The 23,356-nt window shown below is 66.9% G+C and carries 24 protein-coding genes and 1 tRNA gene; 19 read left to right on the top strand and 6 right to left on the bottom strand.

Translation table 11 applies throughout. From position 1 onward, the window contains the following. Window positions 1-48 precede the first annotated feature (48 nt). From eno to ABUA37_RS02210, 6 genes are all read left to right on the top strand, one after another. Window positions 49-1,329: a phosphopyruvate hydratase gene (eno, locus tag ABUA37_RS02235; protein ID WP_349897481.1), complete on the top strand. Its 1,281-nt coding sequence runs from the start codon at window positions 49-51 to the stop codon at window positions 1,327-1,329. A 73-nt stretch (window positions 1,330-1,402) separates the two neighbouring features. Beyond that, window positions 1,403-1,954, top strand: coding sequence for an FtsB family cell division protein (locus ABUA37_RS02230; RefSeq protein ID WP_349897480.1), 552 nt, complete (start codon window positions 1,403-1,405; stop codon window positions 1,952-1,954). Beyond that, window positions 1,951-2,502, top strand: coding sequence for a DUF501 domain-containing protein (locus ABUA37_RS02225; RefSeq protein WP_349897479.1), 552 nt, complete (start codon window positions 1,951-1,953; stop codon window positions 2,500-2,502). Before ABUA37_RS02230 ends, ABUA37_RS02225 begins: the two co-directional genes overlap by 4 nt. 2 nt (window positions 2,503-2,504) lie before the next feature. Next, window positions 2,505-3,734 (top strand): S8 family serine peptidase, encoded by a 1,230-nt coding sequence (locus ABUA37_RS02220; RefSeq protein ID WP_349897878.1) that lies wholly within the window; start codon window positions 2,505-2,507, stop codon window positions 3,732-3,734. 13 nt (window positions 3,735-3,747) lie between these two features. Beyond that, window positions 3,748-5,067: an NAD(P)/FAD-dependent oxidoreductase gene (locus ABUA37_RS02215; RefSeq protein WP_349897478.1), complete on the top strand. Its 1,320-nt coding sequence runs from the start codon at window positions 3,748-3,750 to the stop codon at window positions 5,065-5,067. A 64-nt stretch (window positions 5,068-5,131) separates the two neighbouring features. Beyond that, window positions 5,132-5,205: transfer RNA gene (locus ABUA37_RS02210), tRNA-Leu, on the top strand. A gap of 18 nt (window positions 5,206-5,223) precedes the next feature. On the opposite strand, the gene ABUA37_RS02205 is transcribed toward ABUA37_RS02210, so the two are convergent. Beyond that, entirely contained in the window at window positions 5,224-7,128 is a 1,905-nt protein-coding gene (locus tag ABUA37_RS02205) for a DUF2339 domain-containing protein (protein ID WP_349897477.1), read from the bottom strand. A 391-nt stretch (window positions 7,129-7,519) separates the two neighbouring features. On the opposite strand from ABUA37_RS02205, the gene ABUA37_RS02200 reads away from it, so the two are divergent. The 6 genes from ABUA37_RS02200 to ABUA37_RS02175 all read left to right on the top strand — a co-directional run bounded on the left by ABUA37_RS02200 (window position 7,520) and on the right by ABUA37_RS02175 (window position 13,607). Then, window positions 7,520-8,161 (top strand): TetR/AcrR family transcriptional regulator, encoded by a 642-nt coding sequence (locus ABUA37_RS02200; RefSeq protein ID WP_349897476.1) that lies wholly within the window; start codon window positions 7,520-7,522, stop codon window positions 8,159-8,161. Continuing rightward, a complete protein-coding gene (locus ABUA37_RS02195; RefSeq protein ID WP_349897475.1) occupies window positions 8,158-9,432 on the top strand; it encodes an MFS transporter in 1,275 nt (424 codons plus the stop codon). Before ABUA37_RS02200 ends, ABUA37_RS02195 begins: the two co-directional genes overlap by 4 nt. Further along, a complete protein-coding gene (locus tag ABUA37_RS02190) occupies window positions 9,432-10,670 on the top strand; it encodes an amino acid deaminase/aldolase (protein ID WP_349897474.1) in 1,239 nt (412 codons plus the stop codon). The genes ABUA37_RS02195 and ABUA37_RS02190 overlap by 1 nt, the downstream gene beginning before the upstream one ends. Window positions 10,671-10,675: 5 nt before the next feature. Continuing rightward, entirely contained in the window at window positions 10,676-11,989 is a 1,314-nt protein-coding gene (locus ABUA37_RS02185) for a D-arabinono-1,4-lactone oxidase (RefSeq protein WP_407075340.1), read from the top strand. Window positions 11,990-12,118: 129 nt separating this feature from the next. Beyond that, complete coding sequence (locus tag ABUA37_RS02180) at window positions 12,119-12,685, top strand: LemA family protein (RefSeq protein WP_349897472.1); 567 nt, start codon at window positions 12,119-12,121, stop codon at window positions 12,683-12,685. A 31-nt stretch (window positions 12,686-12,716) separates the two neighbouring features. After that, on the top strand, window positions 12,717-13,607 hold the full coding sequence (locus tag ABUA37_RS02175; RefSeq protein WP_349897471.1) for a M48 family metalloprotease: 891 nt from the start codon (window positions 12,717-12,719) through the stop codon (window positions 13,605-13,607). 66 nt (window positions 13,608-13,673) lie between these two features. On the opposite strand, the gene ABUA37_RS02170 is transcribed toward ABUA37_RS02175, so the two are convergent. Continuing rightward, complete coding sequence (locus ABUA37_RS02170) at window positions 13,674-14,942, bottom strand: winged helix-turn-helix domain-containing protein (protein ID WP_349897470.1); 1,269 nt, start codon at window positions 14,940-14,942, stop codon at window positions 13,674-13,676. Between the two features lie 203 nt (window positions 14,943-15,145). Between ABUA37_RS02170 and ABUA37_RS02165 the strand changes: the two genes are divergently transcribed. Both ABUA37_RS02165 and ilvA read left to right on the top strand, forming a co-directional pair. Further along, window positions 15,146-16,303 (top strand): AI-2E family transporter, encoded by a 1,158-nt coding sequence (locus ABUA37_RS02165; RefSeq protein ID WP_349897469.1) that lies wholly within the window; start codon window positions 15,146-15,148, stop codon window positions 16,301-16,303. A 19-nt stretch (window positions 16,304-16,322) separates the two neighbouring features. After that, window positions 16,323-17,588: a threonine ammonia-lyase gene (gene ilvA / locus ABUA37_RS02160; RefSeq protein ID WP_349897877.1), complete on the top strand. Its 1,266-nt coding sequence runs from the start codon at window positions 16,323-16,325 to the stop codon at window positions 17,586-17,588. Window positions 17,589-17,616: 28 nt separating this feature from the next. Here the strand turns inward: ilvA and greA are convergent, their stop codons facing one another. Both greA and ABUA37_RS02150 read right to left on the bottom strand, forming a co-directional pair. Further along, window positions 17,617-18,108 (bottom strand): transcription elongation factor GreA, encoded by a 492-nt coding sequence (gene greA / locus ABUA37_RS02155; RefSeq protein ID WP_349897468.1) that lies wholly within the window; start codon window positions 18,106-18,108, stop codon window positions 17,617-17,619. 94 nt (window positions 18,109-18,202) lie between these two features. Beyond that, window positions 18,203-18,631 carry a DUF4307 domain-containing protein gene (locus ABUA37_RS02150; protein WP_349897467.1) on the bottom strand — a complete coding sequence of 143 codons (429 nt, stop codon included), beginning with the start codon at window positions 18,629-18,631 and terminating at the stop codon, window positions 18,203-18,205. 66 nt (window positions 18,632-18,697) lie between these two features. On the opposite strand from ABUA37_RS02150, the gene mca reads away from it, so the two are divergent. Genes mca through ABUA37_RS02125 form a run of 5 tightly spaced genes read left to right on the top strand, consistent with a single transcriptional unit; the run spans window position 18,698 to window position 21,653 of the window. Further along, on the top strand, window positions 18,698-19,609 hold the full coding sequence (mca, locus tag ABUA37_RS02145; RefSeq protein WP_349897466.1) for a mycothiol conjugate amidase Mca: 912 nt from the start codon (window positions 18,698-18,700) through the stop codon (window positions 19,607-19,609). Window positions 19,610-19,611: 2 nt separating this feature from the next. Beyond that, window positions 19,612-19,872 (top strand): hypothetical protein, encoded by a 261-nt coding sequence (locus tag ABUA37_RS02140; RefSeq protein WP_349897876.1) that lies wholly within the window; start codon window positions 19,612-19,614, stop codon window positions 19,870-19,872. A gap of 43 nt (window positions 19,873-19,915) precedes the next feature. Further along, window positions 19,916-20,347 carry a hypothetical protein gene (locus ABUA37_RS02135; RefSeq protein ID WP_349897465.1) on the top strand — a complete coding sequence of 144 codons (432 nt, stop codon included), beginning with the start codon at window positions 19,916-19,918 and terminating at the stop codon, window positions 20,345-20,347. Window positions 20,348-20,356: 9 nt separating this feature from the next. Beyond that, entirely contained in the window at window positions 20,357-21,406 is a 1,050-nt protein-coding gene (gene moaA / locus ABUA37_RS02130) for a GTP 3',8-cyclase MoaA (RefSeq protein WP_349897464.1), read from the top strand. A 1-nt stretch (window position 21,407) separates the two neighbouring features. Next, window positions 21,408-21,653, top strand: a complete 246-nt coding sequence (locus ABUA37_RS02125; RefSeq protein WP_349897463.1) for a MoaD/ThiS family protein — start codon at window positions 21,408-21,410, stop codon at window positions 21,651-21,653. A 40-nt stretch (window positions 21,654-21,693) separates the two neighbouring features. Here the strand turns inward: ABUA37_RS02125 and ABUA37_RS02120 are convergent, their stop codons facing one another. After that, window positions 21,694-22,107, bottom strand: a complete 414-nt coding sequence (locus tag ABUA37_RS02120; RefSeq protein WP_349897462.1) for a molybdenum cofactor biosynthesis protein MoaE — start codon at window positions 22,105-22,107, stop codon at window positions 21,694-21,696. A gap of 43 nt (window positions 22,108-22,150) precedes the next feature. Next, window positions 22,151-23,308, bottom strand: coding sequence for a ThiF family adenylyltransferase (locus tag ABUA37_RS02115; RefSeq protein WP_349897461.1), 1,158 nt, complete (start codon window positions 23,306-23,308; stop codon window positions 22,151-22,153). Window positions 23,309-23,356: the final 48 nt, after the last annotated feature.

The raw sequence follows: 23,356 nt of genomic DNA, 5'->3' as shown, positions 1-23,356 counted from the left end.
GATGACCAACGGCTTAGTGAAACGCAAGAAGATAAAAGGAGACCATCCGTGGCTTTGATCGAGGCAGTAGGCGCTCGCGAGATTCTTGATTCCAGGGGCAACCCCACCGTCGAAGTCGAGGTGCTGCTCGATGACGGCATCGTCGCACGTGCGGCTGTTCCGTCCGGCGCATCCACCGGCGCCTTCGAGGCCTACGAACTGCGCGACGGCGACAAGGCCCGCTACGGCGGCAAGGGTGTGCTCAAGGCAGTCTCCGCCGTGCTCGACGAGATCGGCCCGGCCATCGAGGGCTTCGAGGCGAGCGACCAGCGCCTCGTCGACGCCGCGATCATCGCGCTCGACGGCACCGACAACAAGAAGCGTCTCGGCGCTAACGCCATCCTCGGCGTCTCGCTCGCCGTCGCCAAGGCCGCTGCGGACTCCGCAGACCTGCCGCTGTTCCGTTACGTCGGTGGCCCGAACGCGCACACCCTGCCGGTTCCGCTGCTCAACATCATCAACGGCGGATCCCACGCCGACAACGACATCGATGTGCAGGAGTTCATGATCGTGCCGCTCGGCGCGGAGAGCTTCAGCGAGGCGCTGCGCTGGGGCGTCGAGACGTACCACTCGCTCAAGTCGCTGCTCAAGAGCAAGGGACTGTCCACCGGCCTCGGCGACGAGGGTGGTTTCGCCCCCGACCTGTCGAGCAACCGCGTGGCGCTCGACCTCATCGCAGAGGCGATCGGTCAGGCCGGATTCACGCTCGGCAGTGACATCGCGCTCGCGACCGACGTCGCCGCATCCGAGTTCTACAAGGACGGTTCGTACCACTTCGAGGGCAAGCAGCTCTCGGCCGGCGACCTCACGGCATACTTCGCCGACCTCGCGGCGAACTACCCGCTCGTCTCGATCGAAGACCCGCTGCAGGAGGACGACTGGGAGGGTTACCAGCACTTCACGTCTGAGCTCGGCGACAAGCTGCAGATCGTCGGCGACGACCTCTTTGTCACCAACCCGGTTCGCCTGAAGAAGGGCCTCGAGCTCGGCGCGGGCAACTCGATCCTGGTGAAGGTCAACCAGATCGGCACGCTCACCGAGACGCTGGATGCCGTGGCCATGGCCCAGCGCGCCGGCTACACCGCGATCCTGTCGCACCGCTCGGGCGAGACCGAAGACACCACGATTGCCGACCTCGCTGTTGCGACCGACTCCGGCCAGATCAAGACCGGTGCCCCGGCTCGCAGCGAGCGCGTCGCCAAGTACAACCAGCTCCTGCGCATCGAGGAAGAGCTCGCCGAGGCCGCGGTCTACGCCGGTCGCAGCGCCTTCCCCCGCTTTAAGGGCTAGTCGGTCCTGAGCTTGTCGAGGCGCTGCGGCGCTTCGACAGGCTCAGCGACCGACGCTCGCTTAGGCTCGACTCATGACCAAGCGACAGCGTGCAAAGGATAGGCAGCGCACTCAGCGCGTCCCCGTGCAGCTGCCGGATCTCGCGGGCGCGTCAGGCAACTGGCTGCGCAGCATCCGCCTGTCCGGGTTTGCGATCGCAGCCCTATCGCTCATCGTGCTCTTCGTCGTCGTGCTTGCGCCGTCGCTGCGGATTCTGGTCGAGCAACAGCAGCAGATCGCATCGCTGCGGGCAGACGTGCAGCAGCAGAAAGACGCCGTGAAGGGCATGAAGGGCGAGCTCGCACGCTGGAATGACCCGAGCTACGTCGAGTCCCTCGCTCGCGAACGATTGAACTACGTCTACCCGGGGGAGTACAGCTACCTCGTGATCGACGACGGCAAGACGCTCGCCACGGCGGATGGCCAGCCGATCAGCGCCAAGCTGCAGACCACGCAGGTCGACTGGGTGCGCACGATGCTCTCCTCCGTGCTCACGGCGGGGCTCACGAATGCGCCGGCGAGCAAACTCGTCGCCCCAGTCATTAGCGGGCAGGGCGCGCAGCACCAGCAGCAGAGCACACGGTGAGCACCCCGCCCTTCGCGCCGCCGAGCGAGGCAGACATCGCCACCGTCTCCCACCAGCTCGGTCGCCCCGCCCGGAACGTCATCGGCATCGCCGCTCGCTGCGTCTGCGGAGCGCCTACCGTGGTCGCGACGAGCCCGAGGCTCGGTGACGGCACGCCGTTCCCCACCCTCTACTACCTGTGCCATCCGGCCGCCACCGCTGCCATCTCGACGCTCGAGGCGAATGGCGTCATGCCGGAGTTCGCGGCACTGCTCGCCGAGGATGAGGAACTCGCTGCGCGCTACACGGCGGCACACGAAAGCTATCTTGCTGATCGAGAGGGCATTGAGAGCGTGCCGGAGATCGCCGGAATCTCTGCGGGAGGTATGCCGACCCGGGTCAAGTGCCTGCACGCGCTCGCGGGCCACGCGCTCGCCGCGGGCCCCGGCGTGAACCCCATCGGAGACCTCGCGCTCGAGCGCGCGGAGTGGACCCCGCTCGTTTGTGAGTGCGCGGACTACGGGCTCGGCGCGGACGGCGGCCACAGCGCGCCGGGCAACCCCGCGTGACGATGCTGCGGCGACTGGTAGCGGGCGCTGCGGCGCTCGGCCTCGCGGCATCCGTGCTGCTTGTCGCCGCCCCGGCATCCGCCGACAGCATGCGCAGCGCCGAGTACTGGCTCTCGAGCTACGGCATCAGCCAGGCGTGGAAGACCACAAAGGGCGCCGGCGTCACCGTGGCGATCATCGACACCGGGGTCGACGGCTCGCACCCCGACCTCACCGGAACGGTGATCGGCGGCACGGATGTCTCGGGCGTCGGTTCCCCGAACGGCCAGACTCCCGTCGGAGAGGGATCCGCCCACGCCACCATGGTCGCCTCTCTGCTCGCGGGCCACGGTCACGGCTCGGGCGACGGGATCATGGGAGCAGCGCCCGAGGCGAAGATCCTGTCCGTCTCCGTGGGCTTCGGCCAGGACGGTTCCGATGCGCAGATCGCCTCCGCCGTTCGCTGGGCCGTAGACAACGGCGCGAGCGTGATCAACATGTCGCTCACCAGGAACACACTCGACTGGCCCACGAGTTGGGACGATGCCTTCCTCTACGCGATGGAGCACGACGTGGTGGTGGTCGCCGCCGCGGGCAACCGCGGGAGCGGCACCACCGAGGTCGGCGCGCCGGCAACGATGCCAGGGGTGCTCGTCGTCGGAGGGGTCGACCGCAACGGCGTCGCGAGCTTCGATGCGTCGTCGCAGGGCATCACGATCGCGGTCTGCGCACCGAGCGAGGACCTCGTGGGCGCGGGACCGGGCGGTACCTATTATGAGTGGTCGGGCACGAGCGGAGCGACCCCGATCATCGCGGGAATCGTCGCCCTCGTGCGAGCGTCTCATCCGGGCCTGGATGCGGGCAACGTCATAAATCGACTCACTGCCACGGCGAGGGGTGTCGGCACGGTGCCGAATCCAAGCTACGGCTATGGGCTCGTGAACGCCGCGGCCGCTGTCACCGCCGAGGTGCCGAAGGTCACGACCAATCCGGCGAACCAGTTGAAGGACTGGATCAAGGTCTATCGCCGCGCCGCGTCAACACCCGCGCCGACGGAGGGCGCGGCCACGGCGCCGGCTCCGCGCAGAGAGCAGGCCGCGGCGCCGGCCAATCCGCTCGGCACCGTGCTGCCCTCGATCGAGTCGCTGAGGAACACGGGATTGCCGTTGCTCGTCTATCTCGTCTTCGGCATCCTCGCGGTTCTCCTGGCGAGACGATTCTTTCTCAACTACGGTCGACGCGGAGGCAAGTAGTAGATTGTAGGTCGTGCCCAAAATCCTCATCGTCGGCGGCGGTTACGCCGGATTCTATACAGCCTTTAAACTTGAAAAGCTCTTGAGGGCGGGTGAGGCAGAGGTAACGGTAGTGGATCCACTGCCGTACATGACCTACCAGCCCTTCCTCCCGGAGGTTGCGGCAGGCTCCATGGAGCCCCGTCACGCTGTTGTCTCCCTGCGTCGCCACCTCGAGAAGACCGAGGTCATCACGGCCACCGTCACCGGCATCGATCACGCGAACAAGACCGCGACGGTCACTCCCGCCGTCGGCGAACCGTGGACCATCAACTACGACATCATCGTCGTGACGGCCGGCTCCGTCTCGCGCACCTTCCCGATCCCGGGCGTGGCCGACGTGGCCATCGGCATGAAGAGCATCGAAGAGGCAACCGCTGTGCGCGACCGCCTGCTCACCAACTTCGACCGCGCCGCAAACCTGCCCGCAGGCCCGGAGCGCGATCGCCTCCTCACCGTCACGATCGTCGGCGGTGGATTCGCCGGCATCGAGACCTTCGGCGAGCTGCGCAGCCTCGCGAGCTCCCTGCTCCGGTATTACCCGCGTCTCAGCTTCGACGACACCCACTTCCACCTCATCGAGGCCATGGGTCGCATCATGCCCGAGGTGTCGCTGAAGACCAGCCACTGGGTGCTCAAGAACCTCGCTCAGCGCGGTGCCGAAGTGCACCTCGACACCCAGCTCACCTCCGCCGTCGGCGGCAAGATCGAGCTCTCCACGGGCGAATCGTTCGAGTCCGACGTCATCGTCTGGACCGCGGGCGTGATGGCCAACCCGGTCATCAAGGGCACCGACCTCCCGGTCGAGGAGCGCGGTCGCCTTCGCGTTCAGGCCGACCTCCGTGTCGTGAACGATGATGGCGTGGTTCCGGATGCCTGGGGCGCCGGCGACGTCAGTGCGGTTCCCGACCTCACCGGTGGTGGTGTCGGCGGATACTGCGTTCCGAACGCACAGCACGCGGTGCGCCAGGGCAAGTTGCTCGCGAAGAACATCGCGGGTGGACTTCGCGGCGACGCGCCTCGCGACTACTACCACAAGAACCTCGGCGCCGTGGCGGGTCTCGGCCTCGGCGAGGGCGTCTTCCAGTCCGGCAAGATCGCGGTCAAGGGCCTCCTGGCCTGGTTCATGCACCGCGGTTACCACGGCCTTGCGATCCCGACCTGGGAGCGCAAGATCCGTGTCTTCGGCAACTGGATCCTGAACTTCTTCCTGCGTCGCGACATCGTCTCGCTCGAGGCGAGGCAGACGCCGCAGGCGTTCTTCCAGGAGTTCGCCTCGCGCCCGAAGTCCTAGCTCGCGCGTTCTGCTCGCTGCGTTCTGCCAATAGGCTGCTGCGTGCGCCCGTAGTTCACCGCGCGCCCCCGTAGCCCAATTGGCAGAGGCAGACGACTTAAAATCGTCCGAGTGTGGGTTCGAGTCCCACCGGGGGCACCGTCGATTCTGCGGTCGTCAGACGCTGGCGGGCTCCACGTAGCGCACCCACGCCCACACGGCGAGGCAGAGAGCCGCGAAGCCGACGGCCAGGAGGAATGCTCCGAGCACGGGGAACGCCGCGCCGCTTCCGCCCAGCACGATCACCCAGGCGAGAGTGGTGACGACCACCATCGCGACGATCCAGGCGACGGGCGACCACTCGAGGATGACACGCCCGGGCAACTGGGCGAGCGGCAGCATGAGCACGATCGCCGAGCCGAGGCCGGCGAGGCACAGGGTCGCGAGCAGTTCCAGCGACAGATTGCCCCAGAAACCCTGAGTCGGGCCCGTCCACTGGTGGCCGAGCCAGGCGAGCACAGCCACGAGCGCGATGGTGCCCACTTCGGCGAGGTTGACGATCGCGCGTTGCTTTGCAGCGGTCATCCGCGCGAAGCCCACCCCGATGAGCACGCCGGCGACCACCGGCGGTTCGAGACCGCTCCAGCGCGAGACAAGTGCTGCGGCCGCTGCGGCCACGAGCAACACGGGCATGAACCGCAGCCTGCCGCTGACGCCCTGAAACCGCGAGGAGAGTCGAGTGGCAATCGCGACGCCGACCACGTTGAGGATCGCCAGTCCGATGCCCACCGCCGCGAGGAGGCGCAGGAAGCGCACCTCTCCATTAATGCCGCCCGAGAGCACGATGAGCCCGGCGGCTGCGGCCAGCGGAATGGCGCCGACGAGCCAGGGGTTGGGCGGCGGTGCGTCATCCGGTTCTGCTGCCAGCTGATTCCTGCCGGTGAATTGCGCGCGTGGGAAGCGGAGGCGACCACGCAGTGTCGAGGCGAGCAGCCGAAGCGGCAGCGCGATCAGCAGGATGGACCCGAGCGCCAGCAGCGGAGCAAGGGCCCAGTTGCCGTGGGAGACCGTCTGCGCGAAGGTCGGCAGGTGCGCACCGAAGGTCGTGGGCGTTCCCCAGTTGGTGAGCGATTCCTGCAGCGACGGCGGAGGCGCCCCCGACCCGGGTACGTACGGCGCGGGAGGTGGCGTCGCGCTCCGTTCCGGCGCGGGGGTGGGGGAGGGGGTCGCCGGGGTCGTGGCGCGCGGCGGCGGCGCGACGGGCGCGGGCTTCGCGCCGTACTGCACGGTGAGAGGGGCGCTCGGGTCGCTGAAGTTGCCTGCGCTATCGCTCTGGATGGCCTGCACCGCGTGAGCGCCATTGCTGATTCCAGATGCCGCACAACTCCACCGGCCGCTTGAGTCGACGCTGGCACCGCAGACCGGGCTGGCGTCGATGTAGACGTTGAGGAACCCGAGCGGTTCACCCGTGCCCGAGTAGGTCACCGGCTGCTTGACCACGCGGGAATTGCCCCTCGGTGAGGTGACGACGGGCGGCGCGGGTCGATCCTTGTCGATCGTGACGCGCTGGGATGCAGACTCCTGTGAGTGCTGGCCGTCGCCCCTCGTCCAGGACTGGTGTGCGGTCACCGTATAGGTTCCGGATGGTGCCCTGATGCTGCATGACCAGTAGCCGTTCACGACATCCGACACGCAGCCCTCGGCGGAAGGGCTCGTCACCGTGACGGTGACGGTGTTGCCGGTGGTGGCACCACCCGACACGATGCCGGGTGTCACGAAGGCGCCGGCGCCATCGAGGCTCGGGGCGCCGAGAACATCGACCGTGATCGAGGACGCGCTCGTGCTGCCGTCGGCATACAGCGTCTCGGTGGCGGTGAGAGTGACCTTTTTCCCGTTCGGCACCGCCGTCGCCTGGCAGCTCCAGGCGGTATCTGCCGATGAGGGCACTGTGCAGAGCTGACCGCTGGCACCACCGCTCACGGCACCCGTGACGATGACGCTGCTGTCGGCATCCTTCGTGCCGCTCACGGTGAACGAATTCGTGCCGATGAACGAGCCATGGGTGGGTGCGGTGAAAGTCACGCCGGCCGCGGCGATTGCCGGAGAGGGCGGTGCCGGTGGGGGTGCCGCGACCGCGACGCCAACGCCGCCTAGCGAGAGGAGCGCGGTGGTAACCGCGGCAGACGTCAGCCGCGCGGCCCGACCCACACCTCGCCGAAGAGCGCTCGCTCCGCGATCGCGAAACAAACGCCTGGACGCGTTCGAATGTGTGGGCTGCACTGTACTTCCATTTAGCTAGGCATTCACGACACTGTCAAACCGGCTGACTCGGACCGAAATGGTGCCCGTGGTTGACGTGGATGGCTCAGCGACGCCACTATTCTTAGTCAGGCGACTGGGACAAGTGACCCACTGTACGACACCGAGGCATCGGGCCTCACCGTGGACTAGGAACCGCCGACAGGGAACCGCAATGACGCGATTGTCATCCGAACAGCGACGTGCTGCAATCATCCGCGCCGCCGTGCGGGTTATTGCCAGGGACGGGCTGGGCGCCGCGACAACCCGTGCCATCGCCGCCGAGGCCCGGATGCCGCTCGCGAGCTTTCACTACGCGTTCCACTCGCGAAATGAGATGATCCGAGAACTCATCGCCTTCGTGCTTGAGAACGAAAGACTTGCGGTCCTCGGTTCGCTGCAGCCCGGCGCGGATATCCGCACGTCCGTTCGCGCGGGTATCCAGGCCTACTTCGACATCGTTGTGCTCGAGCCGGGGCGCGAGCAGGCCATGTTCGAGCTGCTCCACTTCGCGCTGCGCACGCCAGACCTCGATGACCTGCCGCGGCTTCAATACGAGAGCTACCATCGCGTCGTCAGGGAGATTCTCGTCGCGGGAGCGGACCACGCCGGCATCGAGTGGTCGCTTCCCGTCGCCGACCTCGCTCGGCTCGCGGTCGCCCTGACCGACGGACTCACGCTCGCCTGGCTCGCCGATCGCGACGCCGAGGCTGCGGGCAGGCTCATGGACTCCATGGCGGATGCGCTGGCAGGCTTCGCCCGACCGCCCGCGACCTCCAACAGATCCTCCGCCCGAATCAAGGAGCACAGCGCATGACCTCACAGCAGCAGGCCGTCGGCGAGCAGGCCCCGGAACCCTTCGCCGAGCCCACCCGCGCCGTCCCGAGCCGCTGGATCGCCGCCTTCGCGAGCGCCTGGCTCGGGGTGTGGATGGCGCAGCTCGCGCCCATCCAACTGCTGCTGCCCAACCAGGTGACGGCTCAGCTGCGCACGACGAACTGGGTCGACAACGTCGTCGCCTTCGGCATCATCTCGGGCATAGCGGGCGTCTTCGCCCTCGTCGCCTATCCGCTCACCGGCGCGCTCTCCGACCGCACCACCTCGCGGTTCGGTCGCCGCCGACCGTGGATCCTCGGCGGTGCCGTGCTCTTCGGGCTGTCGCTGCTATTGCTCGGTCTGCAGGACTCGCTCATCGGCATCGGCATCCTGTGGTCTCTGGCACTGATCGGCTTCTGCGTGCTCACCGCCGCACTCACCGCCACGATCTCGGACCACGTTCCGGTGCGCCAGCGCGGGTTCGTCTCCGGCTGGATCTCTGCCCCGCAGGCGGTCGGAACCATCCTGGGCGTGCTTCTCGTCACGATCATCGTCGGCCAGTTCGCGGGATACGCGGTGCTCGCCGTGCTGCTCGTGGTGCTCGTGCTGCCGTTCGTGCTGTGGACACCGGACGCTGTCCTCGACAAGGGCGAGCGTGAACCGCTCACCCTGAAGACCCTCATCGAGGGATTCTGGATCAGCCCCCGCAAGTATCCGGACTTCGGCTGGACGCTGCTCAGCCGCATCCTGGTCAATTTCGGCAACGCCTTCGGCACGACGATGCTGCTCTATTTTCTGCAGTTCGGCCTCAACGACAAGAACGCGGAAGACGATCTGCTCGTGCTGATCCTCATCTACATGGCGTTCGTCGTGCTCGCCTCCCTCTTTCTCGGCCGACTCTCCGATCGGCTCGGTCGACGCAAGGTCTTCGTCTTCGCAGCCTCCGCACTGCAGGCGATCGCCGCGCTGCTGCTCGCACTCGTGCCCGACCTCGGTGTCGCCATGGTCGCGGCCGGCATACTCGGCCTCGGCTACGGCTGCTTCCTTTCCGTCGACCAGGCGCTCGCCACCGAGGTGCTTCCGGATGCGCGCAGCCGCGGCAAGGATCTCGGCATCATGAACATCGCGAGCGCCGTGCCGCAGGCACTCGCGCCGCTGCTCGGTGCCATCATCGTCGCCGTCCTGGTCGGATTCCAGGGACTCTTTCTTCTCGCCGCAGCCTCCACGCTCCTCGGCGCGCTCGCCATACTTCCGATCAGAACGGTTCGCTAATGACCATCGCCCTCACGAGACCCGAGGCGTCGCACACGCCGTGGCTCGATCCCTCCTCTTATTGGCAGGGGCTCACCGCCGCCACGAGCGAACTCGACCCGCCCTACGGCGTCATCTCGCTGCAGGCGCTCGCCGCCAACGCGTTCAGCATGCTCGATCGCGCGAACGGCACGCGCATCCGCGTCGCGAGCAAGTCGGTGCGTGTGCGGGGCATCATCGACGCTGTGCTTGCGTTGCCGGGCTTCGGCGGCATCCTCGCCTACACGCTCGACGAGGCGCTCTGGCTCGCCGAAGATCACGCGGATGTCGTGGTCGGCTACCCGAGCGTCGACCGCGAGGCGCTGCGGCGGCTGGCTCTCAGCCCCGAACTCGCCTCCCGGGTCACGCTCATGGTCGACTCGGTCGAACACCTCGATCTCATCGACGCGATCCTGCCCCCGGGTAAGCGCGAGTCGATCCGCGTCTGCCTCGAGCTTGACGCGAGTTTCGAGTCGAGGGTGCTGGGCCACATCGGCACCTACCGTTCGCCCCTGTTCACCGTGCAGCACGCGCGCGACTTCGCGCGGCTCGTCGGGGCGAGGGACGGTTTCACGCTCGTCGGGATGATGGCCTACGAGGGCCAGATCGCGGGCACCGTCGACCGCCCGGCGGGCAAGCCCGTCTACGGCGCGATAGTACGCGGGATGCAGAAGCAGTCCGTTCGGGAGCTCGCCACCCGCAGGGCCGAGGCGGTCGCCGCGGTGCGCGAGGAGGCGGAACTCGAGTTCGTCAACGGCGGCGGCACCGGCTCCCTTGAATCCACGAGCGCCGAGGATGCCGTGACCGAGATCGCGGCGGGCAGCGGCCTCTTCGGCCCCCACCTCTTTGATCACTACTCGCGCTTCACGCCCGCCCCGGCCGCGGCCTTTGCCCTCTCGGTGGTGCGCAAGCCCACGCCGAAGATGGCGGCGCTGCACGGCGGCGGCTGGATCGCATCCGGTCCGCCCGGGGGCGACAGGCTGCCTCTCGTCGTCTGGCCGGAGGGACTCAGGATGGTCCCGCGAGAGATGGCGGGCGAGGTGCAGACCCCCGTGACCGGTGACGGCGCCGCGCGGCTGCGGGTGGGCGACCGCGTGTGGCTGCGCCACACCAAGGCGGGCGAACTCAGCGAGCACCTCAACGACTTCACACTCGTCGACGGCGATCGCATCGTCGGCAGGGTGCCGACCTACCGCGGTGAGGGCAAGGCGTTCCTGTGAGTTCGGTGATCGCACCGGGCAGAACCTGGCGCAACTGGGGACGCTCCGAGAGCATCCGACCGCAATTCGTCGCGCGACCGTCAAGCGTCGACGAGGTGGTCGCCGCGGTGCGCTTCGCCCGAGAGCGCGGCCTGCCGGTCAAGGCGATCGGCGCGGGCCACAGCTTCACCGGCATCGCCGTCGCGCCGGGGCTGCAACTCGACCTCTCGGGGCTCGATGGGCTCCTGTCGGTGGATGCGGTATCCGGCCGGGTTATGCTCGGCGCCGGCACCCATCTCTACCAGTTGCCCGCGCTGCTCGGACCCCACGGGCTCGCGCTCGAGAACATGGGCGACATCGACCGGCAGACGATCAGCGGCGCGACCTCGACCGGCACCCACGGCACAGGTTCCCGATTTCGCGGGCTCGCGGCGCAGATCGTCGCCGTCACCCTCGTCACCGCCGATGGCTCGCTCCTGCGGGTGAGCGAGACCGAGAATGCGGAGTTGCTGCCGGCCGCTCGCCTGGGGCTCGGCGCCCTCGGCATCCTCGTGGACCTCACGATCCAGTGCGTGCCCGCCTTTCTGCTGAGCGCGGTCGAGCGACCGGAACCGCTCGACAGCGTGCTCGACGACTTCGAGGCGCGCGCCGACGCGGTCGACCACTTTGAGTTCTACTGGTTCCCGCACACCCGAACGGCGCTTACCAAGAACAACAGCAGGCTCGACGGTTCGGATGAACGGCATCCGCTGCCGAAGGCGAAGGAGTGGCTGGAGGAACGCGTGCTCTCGAACGCCACGTTCTCACTCATGTGTCATGTCGGCCGCGTGGCGCCCGCCCTAACGCCGGGCGTCAACCGCCTCGCCGGCAGGCTCATCGGCAACCGTGATTTCACCGACCATTCCTCCGAGGTGTTCGTGACCTCCCGCACGACCCGGTTCCGCGAGATGGAGTACGCAATTCCGCGCGCTGCCATCCCCGAGGCGCTGCGGGCGGTCGATCGTCTGATCGCCGAGCGGGGATGGCGCATCTCCTTTCCGATCGAGGTGCGCGTGGCGGCGCCGGACGACATCTGGCTCTCGACGGCGCAGGGTCGCGAGAGCGGCTATATCGCGGTGCATCGTTTCTTCCGCGACGACTTTCGCGAATACTTCGCGGGTGTCGAGGCGATCATGCGCGGCCTCGGCGGTCGCCCGCACTGGGGCAAGATCCACAGGCAGGATGCCGCGTCACTGGCCGAGTCGTATCCGCACTTCTCCGACTTCCTCGCCGTTCGCGACCGACTCGACCCCGACCGGGTCTTCGCCAACCCCTATCTGGATCGCGTGCTCGGTCGCTGAGCGTCGCAGCCGCCGCCCGCGGCACCTTCGAGTTGGCCCCGAGCTTGTTCTGGGGCCGCGTTTTCGGGGGTGTGCTTGGTTATAGTTGTCAGCGAAACGTGGCACTAGGCCCGAAGGAGCCCCGCAGCAATGGAATTACTCGTCGTCGTCGGAATTATTGTCCTGATCGTCGTCATCGTAGGCATCTACCTGTGGAGCACCTACAACGGTCTCGTGCGCCTCAACGTTCGCGTTGACGAGGCGTGGAGCGACATCACCGTGCAGCTCAAGCGTCGTGCTGACCTCATCCCGAACCTCATCGAGAGCGTCAAGGGCTATGCGGCACACGAGAGCGGCGTGTTCGAGGCGGTCACGAAGGCTCGTGCCGAGACCGTCAGCGCCAACACCCCCGCGGATGCCGCGGTCGCCGAGAACCACATGCAGTCGGCACTGAAGAGCATCTTCGCGGTCGCGGAGGCCTACCCCCAACTGCAGGCGAACCAGAACTACCTGCAGTTGCAGGGTGAGCTCGTCGACACCGAAGACAAGATCCAGGCCTCGCGCCGCTTCTACAACGGCGGTGTGCGCGAACTCAACACCAAGATCAAGACCTTCCCGAACACGCTGTTCGTGCGCGGTCTCGGCTTCAGCGAGCGTGAGTTCTTCGAGGTGTCCGACAGCGCGGCCATCGCGGAGCCGCCGCGCGTGCAGTTCTGACGCGCCAGCATTGCCTGACAGCGAGGCCTAGATGTATCGCGCCATAGCGAAGAACAAGCGCAACACCGTCTTCATCATCCTGCTGTTCATCCTGATCATCGGCGCGCTCGGATGGCTTGCGGGCTACATCTACCAGAGCCCGAGCATCACGATCACGGTTCTGGTCATCGCCACGATCTACGCCGTCATCCAGTACTTCGCCGCATCGCGGCTCGCGGTGTCGATGGCCGGCGGGCAGGAGATCCAGAAGTCCGACAACCCTCGCCTGTATCGCGTCGTCGAGAACCTGTCGATCACGGATGGCCTGCCGATGCCGCGCGTGTTCATCGTCAACGACCCGGCACCGAACGCCTTCGCGACCGGGCGGGACCCGGAGCACGCGATCGTCGCGGCAACGACCGGGCTCCTCGACCTGCTCGACGACTCCGAACTCGAGGGGGTGATGGCGCACGAGATGGGCCACGTTCAGAACTATGACACCCGGGTGTCGATGATCGTGTTCGGGCTCGTCGTCGCTGTCGGCTTCATCGCCGACATGTTCCTGCGCCTCGCGTTCTTCGGCGGCGGCCGAGACCGCAACAACAATGGCGGTGGCGGCAACCCCATCGTTCTCGTTTTCGGCATCGTCGCCATGATCGTCGCGCCCCTCGTCGCCGCCGTCGTGCAGGCGGCGATCTCCCGTCAACGTGAATACCTCGCCGACGCAACGAGCGCCATGACCACGCGAAATCCGGATGCGCTGGCGAGCGCGCTCGCCAAGCTCGGCCAGTACGGGCGGCCCATGCAACGCCAGAACTCGACGATGTCGCACCTGTGGATCTCGGATCCGATGAAGCCGGGCGCCATGAGCCGCCTGTTCAGCACCCACCCGCCGATCGCCGATCGCATCGAGCGACTGCACACCATCGGTGGTGGCTTCTAGCCCTCCCGCGGGTTCAGTGCGTCGCCTTGCGCGGGTTGAGTAGCGAGGCTCGAGCGTATCGAAACCTCACACCGCACTAACACTCACGCCCAACTCCGCCGCAACCGCGTCCGCCAGGTCCCCGCGTCCCATCACTTCCACCTCGCCCAGCCCCTGCCAGGCAGCGGTCTGCCGCAGCAGCGGCGCAAGGCGCTCGGCCGTGCACGCCGGCGCATCCGCTTCGCTCCACGAGGCCTGCACCCGCAGCACCCCGTTCTGACGGTCGCTCTTGAGATCGATGCGTCCCACGAGTCGATCGTCGATGAGCAGCGGCAGTACGTAGTACCCGAACACCCGCTTCGGTTGCGGCGTGTAGATCTCGATGCGGTAGTGAAAGCCGAAAAGTCGCTCGGCGCGAGCGCGCTCCCACACGACAGGATCGAAGGGAGAGAGCAGCGCCGTTGCGTCGATGCGCCGCGCCATGCGGGCATCCCGGTGCAGGTATGCGGGCTGCTTCCAGCCCGGAACGGTCACCGGAACGAGCGTGCCGTCGTCCACCAGGTCGAGGACGGCGGGCATAGCTTCGTTGCGCTTTAGTCGAAAGTAGTCGGCCAGGTCGGATGCGGTGCCGATGCCGTGCGCGCTCGCCGCGTGCGCGATCAGTCGCCTTCGTGCCTCATCCGTCGGCACGTCACGCGAGAGCACCTCCTGTGACAGCACCTGCTGTGGTAGCGCATAGCTGCGCTCGAACCGGGTGCGTCCGCCGCTGACGACCTCGCCCCAGCGAAACAGTACCTCGAGTCCGATCTTCACCTCGGACCAGCCCCACCACGGGCCGCTGCGCCTGTTGGCGTCGTGCTCTATCGCGCTCGCGGGCAGTGGGCCCTTATCGGCCAGCTCGGCGAGCAGCCAGTCCATCATCGGGCGATTGGCGGCCGCCCAGTGGCTCTCGTTACGGGCCGCGCGCTCACGATAGTCCTGCATCCGCCAGCGCAGGAGTGGCCAGGTGTCTACCGGAATCACCGCGGCCTCGTGCGCCCAGTACTCGATGTACCTGCCCTTCTGCGCGAAGGTCAGCCGGTCGAGTTCGGCCTTGTCGTAGGCGCCGAGCCTGGCGAAGGCGGGCAGGTAGTGACTGCGCTCGAACACGTTGACCGAGTCGAGTTGCAGCAGGCCGACCCGGCGGATGAGCGAACCGAGCTGACGGATGCCGGGCGTCGCGGGGGAGGGACGCCCGAATCCCTGCGCGGCGAGTGCGATGCGGCGCGCCTGCGCGAGCGACACCTGCGGTGGAGTGTGCGTGACCATCATCTCGACCATAGCCACGACATCCGACACTGTGTTTTCGCCGTTCATTCGGCGTTCGCACCCTCGGCGACACTCAGACTTGCGGACGACTCGTTGCTCTCCGTGCAGCACGAGGGTGCCGAGCGTCCGCAGCCCGGAGAGACGGTGCACCTTCGCCTGCGTGGGAACGCTGTAGCAGTGCGCCCGCTCGTCTAGATTCCAGTACGGGTATATTCGCTTAATCGAATGCCGGGCGCGCATAGACTGAACCGATGGTACTGGGCAGAGCGAAGCGCACCGTGACGAAGAACGTCGCCCCCGTTCGGGAAGCTGAGCCGATCCCGTATGGCGTTCGGCTCGCGGCGGGCTGGTCGTGGCGTGTGCTCGCCATCGCCGCCGTCATAGCGCTCTTCATATTCCTGATCACGCAGTTGCGTGGCATTGTGATTCCGCTGATGGTCGCAATTCTTCTCGCCGCTCTGCTGGTGCCCCTTGTCAGTGCGCTCATGCGGCACAGGTGGCCCAAGTGGCTTGCCGTGATCGTGGCGATCGTCGGTCTCATCGCGGTCGTCGGCGGGCTCGTCGTACTTGTCGTGTTCCAGGTGCGCGGCGGCCTGCCCGACCTGCAGCGGCAGAGTGTCCAAGCCTTCGACAACTTCAAGCACTTTCTGCTCGCCTCCCCGCTGCACCTCACCGAGACCGACCTCAACAAGTACCTCGCGCAGGCGTGGGTCGCCATCCAGAACGACAGCCAGGCGTTGCTCTCAGGAGCTCTCTCGGTGGGCTCATCGGCGGGGCGCTTCCTCGCCGGACTGCTGCTCACCCTGTTCGCCACGATCTTCCTGCTGATCGACGGGGCGGGAATCTGGCGCTGGACCGTGCGGCTCTTTCCACGCCGCGCTCGCGCCGCGGTCGATGGCGCGGGCAAGGTCGGCTGGGTGAGTCTCACGAGCTTCGTCCGCGTGCAGATATTCGTCGCGTTCGTCGATGCCGTGGGCATCGGGCTCGGTGCCTGGATCATCGGCCTCTTCTTCGGTGGCTTCCCGCTCGTCATCCCGATCGCGATCGCGGTGTTCCTCGGCTCGTTCATTCCGGTGGTCGGCGCCGTGCTGACCGGCATCCTCGCGGTCTTCGTCGCCCTCATCTACCTCAATCCGTTCGCCGCGTTCCTCATGCTCTGCGTCGTCATTGCCGTGCAGCAGATCGAGGGCCACGTGTTGCAGCCACTCGTGATGGGCAGCGCGGTACGAGTGCACCCGCTCGCGGTCGTCTTCGCTGTCGCGGCAGGCAGCTTCCTCGCCGGCATTCCGGGCGCACTGTTCGCGGTGCCCGTGGTGGCCGTCGTCAACGTCATGGTCAACTACATCGCTCGAGGAGAGTGGCGCAGCACCACCGATCCCACGCTGAAGGATGCACTGAGAAATGTCTGAAACCACAGCCTCCAGCACGATGGACGATGACACCCGCGAGACGCGCGAGGCCCCGGTGCTACCCGGGCCGACCCTCGCCGATTTCGAGTCCGCGCGGGCGACCGTCTCGCGTGTCGCCAAGGTCACGCCCATGGAGAGCTCGCTCTTTCTCTCCGAGGTACTCGGTTCGCCCGTCTTCCTGAAGTGCGAAAACCTGCAGCGCACGGGCTCGTACAAGATTCGCGGAGCGTATAACCGACTGTCGAAGCTCAGCGCAGAGGAGCGGGCGCGCGGCGTTGTCGCCGCATCCGCAGGCAATCACGCCCAGGGCGTGGCCCTTGCCGCCCGCGAACTGGGCATCAAGGCCACGATCTTCATGCCCGTCGGCGTCGCGCTGCCGAAGCTGCAGGCCACTCGCCGCTACGGTGCAGAGGTCGTGCTGCGTGGCCACACCGTCGACGAGCCGTTGCGCGCCGCCGCCCAGTTCGCCGAGAGCACGGGCGCCGTACTGATCCCGCCGTTCGACCACGCGGATGTCATCGCCGGCCAGGGCACGCTGGGTCTCGAGATCCTCGACCAGGTTCCCGATCTCGACACCGTGGTGGTGCCGATCGGGGGCGGAGGCCTGATCTCGGGGATCGCGAGCGCACTCAAGCAGAAGTTCGCCGCCGAGGGGCGCACCGTGCGCATCGTCGGCGTGCAGGCCGAGAATTCGGCTCCCTATCCGCTGTCGCTGCAGAACGGTGAGCCGACGGAGATCACGATCCTGCCGACGATCGCGGACGGCATTGCCGTGAGCAAGCCGGGCGCCCTCAATTTCGACATCATCCGTTCTGCCGTCGACGAGGTCGTCACCGTCAGCGACGACGACATCGCCAGGGCGATCCTCGTGTTGCTCGAGCGGGCGAAGCTCGTCGTGGAACCGGCCGGAGCCGTCTCGGTCGCGGCCATCATGATGGGACTCGTGCACGGCGGCGGCGGGTCGACGGTCGCGATCCTGAGCGGCGGCAACATCGACCCACTGGTCATGGAGCGCGTCATCTCGCGTGGGCTGTCGGCATCCGATCGCTACCTCAAGCTGCGGCTCATGCTGCCCGATCGCCCCGGACAGCTCGCGCGGGTCGCGGAACTCATCTCCGAGGCCAACGCCAACGTGGTCGAGGTGCTGCACACGCGCCACGGGCGCAACGCGCTGATCAGCCAGGTCGAACTCGAACTCAGCCTCGAGACGAGGGGCCCGGAGCACGTCGAGCGCGTGCTCGGGCACCTCATCGATGCGGGCTACGATCCCCGCGTTGACTTTTAGAGCGGCGGTTTTTTAGGAGCGGGCGTCCTTAGAAACGGTACGGCTCGACCTTGACGATCTCCACGGGGATGTCCTTGCCGTTCGGCGCCTCATAGCTGGTCTTCGTGCCGACCTTGAGGCCGATGATCGCCGTGCCCAGCGGGCTGCCCTCGCTGTAGACGTCGAGATCGGTGTCTTCGTCGACGATCTCGCGGCTGCCGAGCAGGAACGTGGTCTCATCGCCGAGGATCTTCGCGGTTACGACGGTTCCGGGCTGCACGGTGTCGGTGCTCGTGGGCGCCTCGCCCACCGTGGCGTGGCGCAGCAGCTCGGTGAGCACGCGGATGCGCGCCTCCATCTTGCCCTGCTCCTCCTTGGCGGCGTGATATCCGCCGTTCTCCTTGAGGTCTCCCTCTTCGCGCGCCGCCTCGATCCGTTTGGCGATCTCCGCGCGACCTTCGCCCTCGAGTTGTTCGAGTTCGGCGGTACGACGATCGAACGCTTCCTGGGTGAGCCAGGTTTCGACAGATGCGTTGGACACAGTGCACTCCTCACAAGAGGGCCGGCTCAGTGCGGGCCCTCGCGCTAAAGAAATGAGACCGGCCGATCGGCCGGTCTCTGGGATTCGAACCAGCTTAGGTCAGCCAGCAGCGGTATATCAAGCCGGTCACCCCGAGCTCGGAGCTGCGCACCGTGTCGCTGAAGGCGCGAGTCTCGAGCTTCGATGCTGGGATTTTTACGATCCTCCAGCCCACGATGCCGTGGGCCTCGTTCTGCACCTGCAGGGCGCACGCCGCCGTCGAGCCGGGCGCCATCGAGACCTGGTAATTGACGCTCACGCTGCGGTCGTCGATGACCTTATGACCGATGTCGGTGGCATCGATGCCGCCGCCCGCCATGTCCAGGCCGGCCCAGATGACCCACGCTCCGACGACAGCGGCAACAGCGATTCCGCTGCTGATCGCGATCCAGCGGTCGCGCTTGCGCTTGGCGGGACTGCGGCCGTAGCGGGCATCGAGCCCGGCGCGCGGTGCCCTGCCGGTCTCGTGGGCCGTGTCGGTCATCCGTCGTTCCGTTCCCTGGAGGCGATTAGTCTTGAGCCAAGGCTATTCGTAATCCCTAGGAGTCCGGTGACACTGCGCCTGCTTGCCGTTCACGCCCATCCCGATGACGAGTCGAGTAAGGGCGCGGGCAGTTATGCCTATTACCGCAGCATTGGTGTCGAGGTGCTCGTCGTCAGCTGCACGGGTGGTGAGCGAGGCGACGTGCAGAATGAAGCGCTCGCCGAGCGAGCGATGGCCGAGCGCGACATGGCGGGACTGCGGCGAATCGAGATGGCGCGGGCGCAGGCGATCCTCGGGATCGACCATCGCTGGCTCGGCTACTTCGATTCCGGTTTGCCCGAGAACGGCGAGTCCGTTCCCGCCAATTCCTTCGCGGTGATTCCGCTCGAGTTCTCGGCGGCGCCACTCGTGAAGATCGTGCGTGAGTTCCGTCCGCAGGTGCTCGTCACCTACGACGAGAACGGCGGATACCCGCATCCGGATCACATTCGCACCCACGAGGTCTCGATGTACGCCTTCGATGCGGCTGCGGACGCGGCGCGCTATCCGGAGCTCGGTGAACCGTGGCAGATCAGCAAGGTCTACTACGACCGCATGTTCAATCCGGAACGTCTCGGCAGCATGTATGACGAGCTCGTGGCATCGGAGCCGGATTCACCGCTGATTCCCCAGCTGCAGGAGTTTCGCGAGCGTTTCATCGAGCGCGCGCTGCCGGCCGCGACCACCAACGTCAACGTCGGCGAATTCTTCGAGCATCGGGATGGCGCGCTGCGTTCGCACGCGAGCCAGGTGCCGCCCGACTCCGCCTTCTTTTTCTGGCCGAACGATCTCCAACGACGGGCCTGGCCGTACGAGGACTTCGAGCTTGTGCGCTCGCTCGTCGATTCGACCCTGCCCGAGTCCGACCTGTTCGCGGGAATTATCGATCAGGATGCCGACGGCTCGCCGGCCTCCACTGCACTGGAGGACCGCTCGTGAGTATGACCCTTGGCACCGTCGGGCACTGGCTCGCGGCGGCGACGCCGACGCCCAATCCTGATTTCGACCCAACGACCGTCACGCCCACCTGGGTCGGCTTCGCGGTTACCTTCCTAGTCGCGGTCGCGACCGTGCTTCTCATCATGGACATGGTTCGTCGGGTGCGCCGGGTGCGCTACCGCAGCGAGGTGCTCGAGAAGCTCGAGGCCGAGCGTGCCGCACAGGCGGGCGGCCGCACGTCAGGGGGATCAGACGAGCACTGAACTGCCCGGGATGCGGGCGAGGGTGCGGGCGGGCGCTCCTTTCGTGCTGCTCGGAGTCGTCGCCATCATCGGAGGCGGCCTGCTCTCTGCCGTGACCGCAAGCGTCACCAACCGCCAGCTCGCGTGGCTCGTGGCCTACCTCGTGCTCGTCGTCGGCATCGCCCAGATCGGGCTCGGTGCCGGGCAGGCGTGGCTGGCGCGACGCTCGCCCGCGGCGTCCACGATGTGGGGCCAATTCGTGCTGTTCCTGCTCGGCAACGCCGGGGTCGCCATCGGCACGATGCTGGCCATTCCGGTGCTCGTGGATGTGGGCGGTGCTCTCCTCGTCGCCGCGCTCGCCCTGTTCCTCGCGGCTGTCGTACGCTCGAGCCGGGGTGGATGGCTGCGCTGGCTGTATCTGGCGCTCGTGGCGACCCTCCTGGTCAGCATCCCGATCGGATTGCTGCTGGCACAACTTCGAGCCGCCAGAGCCTAGTGTGGAGTCATGAGCACCATCGGGGCGGTACCGCTCCTCGATACCCACAACCGGCCACTGCGCGATCTGCGCATCTCGGTGACCGACCGCTGTAACTTCCGCTGCGTCTACTGCATGCCGAAAGAGATCTTCGGCCGTGACTACATGTTCATGGAACGCGACGAGTTGCTCTCCTTCGAGGAGATTGCACGCCTCGTGCGCATCTCCGCCGCACACGGCGTGGAAAAGATCCGCCTGACCGGCGGTGAACCGCTGCTGCGCAAGGGCATCGAAGATCTAATCGCCGAACTCACCCGGATCAAGACCGTGGATGGCCGCGATCTCGACATCGCGATGACGACCAACGGCTCCGCGCTCGCGTTCAAGGCCCAGGCGCTCAAGGATGCTGGACTCGACCGCATCACGGTGTCGCTGGACTCGCTCGACGACGCGACCTTCCGCAGGATGAATGACGTCGATTTTCCGCTCGCCAAGGTGCTGCACGGCATCGAGGTCGCCCACGAGGTCGGCCTCGGGCCGATCAAGATCAACATGGTGGTCAAGCGCGGGGAAAACGACCAGGACATCGTCTCGATGGCCGAGCACTTCAAGGGCTCGCCGTACATCCTGCGGTTCATCGAGTTCATGGACGTCGGATCGAGCAACGGCTGGCGCATGAACGACGTCGTGCCCTCGGCGGAGGTCATCGAGCGCATCAACGCGGTGCTCCCGCTCGAGGAGATCGCTCCGAACTACACGGGCGAGACTTCGGTGCGCTGGCGCTACCGTGACGGCGGCGGCGAGATCGGAGTCATCTCCAGCGTGACCCAGTCGTTCTGCCACTCCTGCAGTCGCGTGCGGGTGTCGACCGAGGGAAAGCTGTACACCTGCCTCTTCGCCACGGAGGGTCACGACCTGCGTGCGCTCATGCGCGGCGGATGCACCGACCGGGAACTCTCCGACGCCATGGCCCTCATCTGGCGGCAGCGCACCGACAGGTACTCGGAGCTCCGCGGCTCGAACACGGGGGAGCTGCGACCCACGGCCAAGCGCATCGAGATGTCGTACATCGGAGGCTGACGTGAACGTGACAGTGCGCTACTTCGCCGCCGCCGCGGAAGCTGCCGGAGTCGAGGAGGAACAGCTCGATGTCGGCGGTGCCGGCACGCTGGGCGAGCTCAAGGCGATCCTCGACGCGCGCTACGGCGAGCAGATGAGCCGGGTGCTGGCATCCGGATCATTCCTGATGGACGAGGTGGTTCAGCGCGATTCCGGGACCGCCCTCACGAGCCGCGTGGACGTGCTGCCGCCGTTCGCGGGAGGCTAGCGCCGCACGCTCAGTGGCGGCGGCTTACAGCATCAACGGCTCAGAGCCCGACCCATTCGGAGGCCCCGTCGTCGAACCACTGACGCTTCCAGATCGGGATGGTGTGCTTGATCTCCTCGACGAGGCGCTCGCAGGTCTCAAACGCCTCCTTTCGGTGCGACGCGGCAACCACGGCGTACAGGGCGACATCGCCCACCCGCAGTGAGCCCACTCGGTGCGCCGCCGCGAGCGGCAGTCCGGATTCCTCAGCAATGCGAGCGCAGCACTCCGCGAGGATGCGACCGGCATCCGGATGCGCCTGGTAGTCGAGCGAACGGATGCTCTGCCCGTGATCGTGGTTGCGCACGATTCCCTCGAACGTGACGACGGCCCCCGCGGTCGGGTTCGCCACGGAGCGTCTCAGCGCGCCCTCGTCGATGGGCTCGTCCGTGACGAGGGACAGCGGTTCGTGCATGGTGCGGAGGTCTCCTTCGGCGCGGTTGAGCGAGGTGCCCGGTTCAGTATCTCGTGAGCGACTGATCGATCGCCACGGAATAGGCATCGATGCCGCCCTCGAGCCAGCGCACATCCGTGAAGCCGTTCTGCCGCAGGATACCGGCGGCATATCGCGACCTCGTGTCGTGGTGGCAGTACAGCACGACCGGTGCGTCGCGGCGCACCCGCCCGAGCGACGTCGCCACGGTGCCAAGGGGAATAAGCTCGGCGTCACCGATCGTCGCGATCTGCGCCTCGAACGGTTCGCGCACGTCGATGAGTTGCAGGTCCCCGCCCTCGCGCAACAACTCCGACAGTTCCGTCGGGGTCGTCGATTCGGCGCGCTGCGGGGCTTGCGCCACCTGCGGCGCCCTGCCACAGAACAGTTCGTAGTCGATGAGTTCGGTGACGGGTGCGGCGTCGGGGATCGTCCGGTAGGGGATCTCACGGAAGCGACCGGTCAGGGAATCGTAGGTGGTGACCCTCCCGATGAGCGGCTCGCCGATGCCCGTGATGAGTTTGATCGCCTCATTCACCATGATCGACCCGATGATCGCGCACACGGTGGGGATCACGCCGCCGACGGAGCAGGAGAGCACATTGCCGGGCTCCGGCGGCACGGGGAAGAGGTCGCGGTAGCTCGGGCCATGACCGGCGTATGCGACGCTTGCCTGTCCGCCGTAGCGCAGGATGGCGCCCCAGACGACGGGCTTGCCCGAGAGGGCCGCCGCGTCGTTCACGAGATACCGCGTCGCAAAGTTGTCGCTGCCGTCGAGGACCAGGTCGTAGTCCGCGAAGAGTTCCATGGCGTTGCTCGAGTCGAGCCACACGTTGTGCTTTGTCACGACCGTGTGCGGGTCGATCTCGCGAACGGTGTCGGCGATCGAGTCCACCTTGTCGCGGCCGAGGTCACTCGTGCCGTGCGCGACCTGACGATGCAGGTTCGACAGCTCCACCACATCCGTGTCGATGACCCCGATCGTGCCGATGCCCGCCGAGGCGAGGTACGGAATGCTCGCGCTGCCCAGTCCGCCGGCGCCCACGACGAGCACCCGCGCGGCCGCGAGTCGGCGCTGGGCGATGTCATCGAAGCCCGGCATGGCCAGTTGCCGGCTGTAGCGGGCCAGGCGATCGGCTGCGAGCGCTGGCGCCGGATCGACCAGAGGGTTCAGAGAAGTCATCGTCTCTCGATCCTAACGATGAGTGGCACTGCCGCGCGTGTGCGCTTG

This window comes from Parafrigoribacterium soli, assembly GCF_040227235.1.
GTDB lineage: Bacteria > Actinomycetota > Actinomycetes > Actinomycetales > Microbacteriaceae > Parafrigoribacterium_A > Parafrigoribacterium_A soli.
This window is presented reverse-complemented; position numbering and strand designations above follow the sequence as displayed.